General features: G+C 36.5%; 5 protein-coding genes and 1 pseudogene. All 6 read left to right on the top strand.

Annotation, left to right across the window (positions count from 1 at the left end; all coding sequences use genetic code 11):
* The first annotated feature begins 72 nt into the window (after positions 1 to 72).
* Entirely contained in the window at positions 73 to 261 is a 189-nt protein-coding gene (gene secE, locus AACY61_RS11715; RefSeq protein ID WP_339611765.1) for a preprotein translocase subunit SecE, read from the top strand.
* 12 nt (positions 262 to 273) lie between these two features.
* Positions 274 to 828 (top strand): transcription termination/antitermination protein NusG, encoded by a 555-nt coding sequence (gene nusG / locus AACY61_RS11720; protein WP_339611766.1) that lies wholly within the window; start codon positions 274 to 276, stop codon positions 826 to 828.
* A gap of 76 nt (positions 829 to 904) precedes the next feature.
* Complete coding sequence (gene rplK, locus AACY61_RS11725) at positions 905 to 1,342, top strand: 50S ribosomal protein L11 (RefSeq protein WP_339611767.1); 438 nt, start codon at positions 905 to 907, stop codon at positions 1,340 to 1,342.
* A gap of 20 nt (positions 1,343 to 1,362) precedes the next feature.
* Positions 1,363 to 2,058 (top strand): 50S ribosomal protein L1, encoded by a 696-nt coding sequence (gene rplA, locus AACY61_RS11730; protein WP_339611768.1) that lies wholly within the window; start codon positions 1,363 to 1,365, stop codon positions 2,056 to 2,058.
* 16 nt (positions 2,059 to 2,074) lie between these two features.
* Positions 2,075 to 2,596, top strand: coding sequence for a 50S ribosomal protein L10 (gene rplJ, locus AACY61_RS11735; RefSeq protein WP_339611769.1), 522 nt, complete (start codon positions 2,075 to 2,077; stop codon positions 2,594 to 2,596).
* Positions 2,597 to 2,658: 62 nt separating this feature from the next.
* Positions 2,659 to 2,878 (top strand): annotated as a pseudogene (locus AACY61_RS11740) (50S ribosomal protein L7/L12); the annotation flags it as partial.

The raw sequence follows: 2,878 nt of genomic DNA on the forward strand, positions 1-2,878 counted from the left end.
GTCTCCAAAACCAGGTGTCGGGAGTTCGAGTCTCTCAACCCGTGCAATAAAAATTAATAATAACGAGAAAGAATGCTAAATTATATTCAGGAATCGTTCAGTGAACTTAAAAACCACGTTACGTGGACGTCTTGGTCAGAAGCTCAAAGATTGACAGTTTTGGTTGCTGTATTTTCAATAATCCTCTCGCTTGCAATTTGGGGAGTGGATACGGTTTTCAGCGAAATTATTGCTCAATATTTTATTTGGATTAAGTCCTAAAAAAAAGCTATTATGACGGAGACAAAGAGCACTAAAAAATGGTATGTTGTTCGCGCAGTTAGCGGACAAGAGAATAAGATAAAATCCTATATAGAAAGTGAAGTTACAAGACTAAGCCTTGAGGATTCTATCGATCAAATATTGGTGCCTACTGAAAAAGTTATTCAGATTAGAAACGGAAAAAAAATTAGTAAAGAAAGAGTTTATTTTCCGGGGTATATTATGGTGCAGGCTAACCTTGCCGGCGAAATTGCCCACATTATAAAGTCTGTTAATGGTGTCATTGGTTTTTTAGGTGAGACAAAAGGAGGTGATCCGGTTCCGTTAAGACAATCTGAAGTAAACAGAATGTTAGGAAAAGTTGATGAACTTACGGTTAATGATGAAAATATCAATATACCATTTACAATTGGTGAAACTGTAAAAGTTATCGATGGGCCTTTTAATGGTTTCAATGGAAACGTTGAAAAAATAAATGAAGAAAAACGCAAACTTGAAGTGATGGTAAAAATATTCGGAAGAAAGACACCACTCGAGTTAAGTTATATGCAAGTAGAAAAAGTTTAAAAAACTGTTACGCTATATATATCAGGTATGAGCTTATGCTTCCACAAAAGTGATTACCACAATTAAAAATTAAGAAATGGCAAAAGAAATTAGTAAAGTTGTAAAACTTCAAGTTAGAGGAGGTGCTGCAAACCCTTCTCCGCCGGTTGGTCCCGCATTGGGTGCTGCCGGGGTGAACATTATGGAGTTCTGCAAACAATTTAATGCTAGAACGCAAGATAAGCCTGGAAAAGTATTGCCGGTGGCAATTACTGTTTACAAAGACAAGTCATTTGACTTTGTTGTAAAAACACCTCCTGCTGCTGTTCAAGTTATGGAGGCCGCTAAGATCAAAAAAGGGTCTGGTGAACCACATATTAGAAAAGTAGCAACCATATCTTGGGATCAAATTAAAACAATTGCAGAAGACAAAATGCAAGACCTTAATGCTTTTACTATTGAATCAGCTATGAAAATGGTAGCCGGAACGGCAAGATCAATGGGTGTTAAAGTAAAAGGAAATGCACCTTTTTAACCTGATAATTACAAATAATAATGGCAAAAATAACAAAAAAGCAAAAAGAAGCTCAGGCAAAAGTAGATGTATCTAAAACATACACCCTTGCTGAAGCATCTGCTTTAGTAAAAGAGATTACAAATGTAAACTTTGATGCCTCTGTTGATTTAGCCGTGCGTTTAAATGTAGACCCACGAAAAGCAAATCAAATGGTTAGAGGTGTAGTTACCCTTCCTCACGGAACGGGTAAAGATGTAAAAGTACTTGCATTGGTAACTCCAGATAAAGAAGCCGAAGCAAAAGAAGCAGGAGCTGATTTTGTAGGCTTAGATGAGTACCTCGATAAAATTAAAGGAGGATGGACAGATGTTGATGTGATAGTAACCATGCCAAGTGTTATGGGAAAATTAGGTCCTTTAGGGCGCGTGTTGGGTCCCCGTGGCTTGATGCCAAACCCTAAAACAGGTACCGTAACTATGGACATCGCTAAAGCTGTTTCAGATATCAAATCCGGTAAAATTGACTTCAAAGTTGATAAGTACGGAATTGTTCATGCTTCAATAGGAAAATCTTCATTTGATGCAGAAAAATTATCTGGAAACGCAAAAGAATTATTAACAACATTGGTAAAGTTGAAGCCCTCTGTGACTAAAGGTATTTATATCAAAAGTATCTATTTGTCAAGCACAATGAGTCCCGGAGTTCAAATCGATGCTAAACGATTTACTGAGTAGTAAAGCACTTTAAATTATGACAAGAGAAGAAAAAGCAAAAGCGATAGAAGTTTTAACTACCCAGTTAGCAGAGAATTCAAATATCTATTTAACGGATATTTCAGGCCTTGATGCACTTTCTACAACAAACCTTAGACGTGCATGTTTTAAAGCCGGAATCAAACTAACGGTTGTTAAAAATACCTTGCTTGCAAAAGCAATGGAGAGTTCAGAAAGAGAGTTTGGTGATTTAAAAACCATACTTAAAGGCAATACTTCCTTAATGTTTTCTGAAACAGGAAATGCGCCTGCCAAAGTTATTAAAGAGTTTCGTAAAAAATCTGAAAAGCCCGTTTTAAAAGGTGCTTTTATTGAAGAAGCTGTTTACATTGGCGACAATTTATTGGATGACTTAGTAAGCATCAAGTCTCGTGATGAGATGATTGGTGAGGTTATTGGGTTACTTCAATCTCCCGCTAAAAATGTTGTTTCAGCACTTAAATCAGGTGGTGGAAAACTTGCAGGAATTATCAAAACACTATCCGAAAGAGAAGGGTAGTAAATTAAACAACGAATATTCAATTATTAAATATTAAAATTAAATTATTAAAACGATAGAAAATGGCAGATTTAAAAGATTTCGCAGAACAATTAGTTAACTTAACTGTAAAAGAAGTTAATGAGTTAGCTACTATTTTAAAAGACGAGTATGGTATCGAGCCTGCTGCTGCAGCTGTAGCAGTAGCTGCTGGTGGTGCCGCTGGTGGTGGAGAAGCCGCTGAAGAAAAGACTGAATTTGATGTAGTCCTTAAAGCAGCTGGAGCTTCAAAATTAGCAGTTG

This window comes from uncultured Planktosalinus sp., from assembly GCF_963973675.1.
Classification (GTDB): domain Bacteria; phylum Bacteroidota; class Bacteroidia; order Flavobacteriales; family Flavobacteriaceae; genus Planktosalinus.

What these genes read in the sequence shown, in the direction of transcription:
- secE (WP_339611765.1), top strand. Translation starts at nt 73, where the DNA reads ATGCTAAATTATATTCAGGAATCGTTCAGTGAACTTAAAAACCACGTT.
- nusG (WP_339611766.1), top strand. Translation starts at nt 274, where the DNA reads ATGACGGAGACAAAGAGCACTAAAAAATGGTATGTTGTTCGCGCAGTT.
- rplK (WP_339611767.1), top strand. Translation starts at nt 905, where the DNA reads ATGGCAAAAGAAATTAGTAAAGTTGTAAAACTTCAAGTTAGAGGAGGT.
- rplA (WP_339611768.1), top strand. Translation starts at nt 1,363, where the DNA reads ATGGCAAAAATAACAAAAAAGCAAAAAGAAGCTCAGGCAAAAGTAGAT.
- rplJ (WP_339611769.1), top strand. Translation starts at nt 2,075, where the DNA reads ATGACAAGAGAAGAAAAAGCAAAAGCGATAGAAGTTTTAACTACCCAG.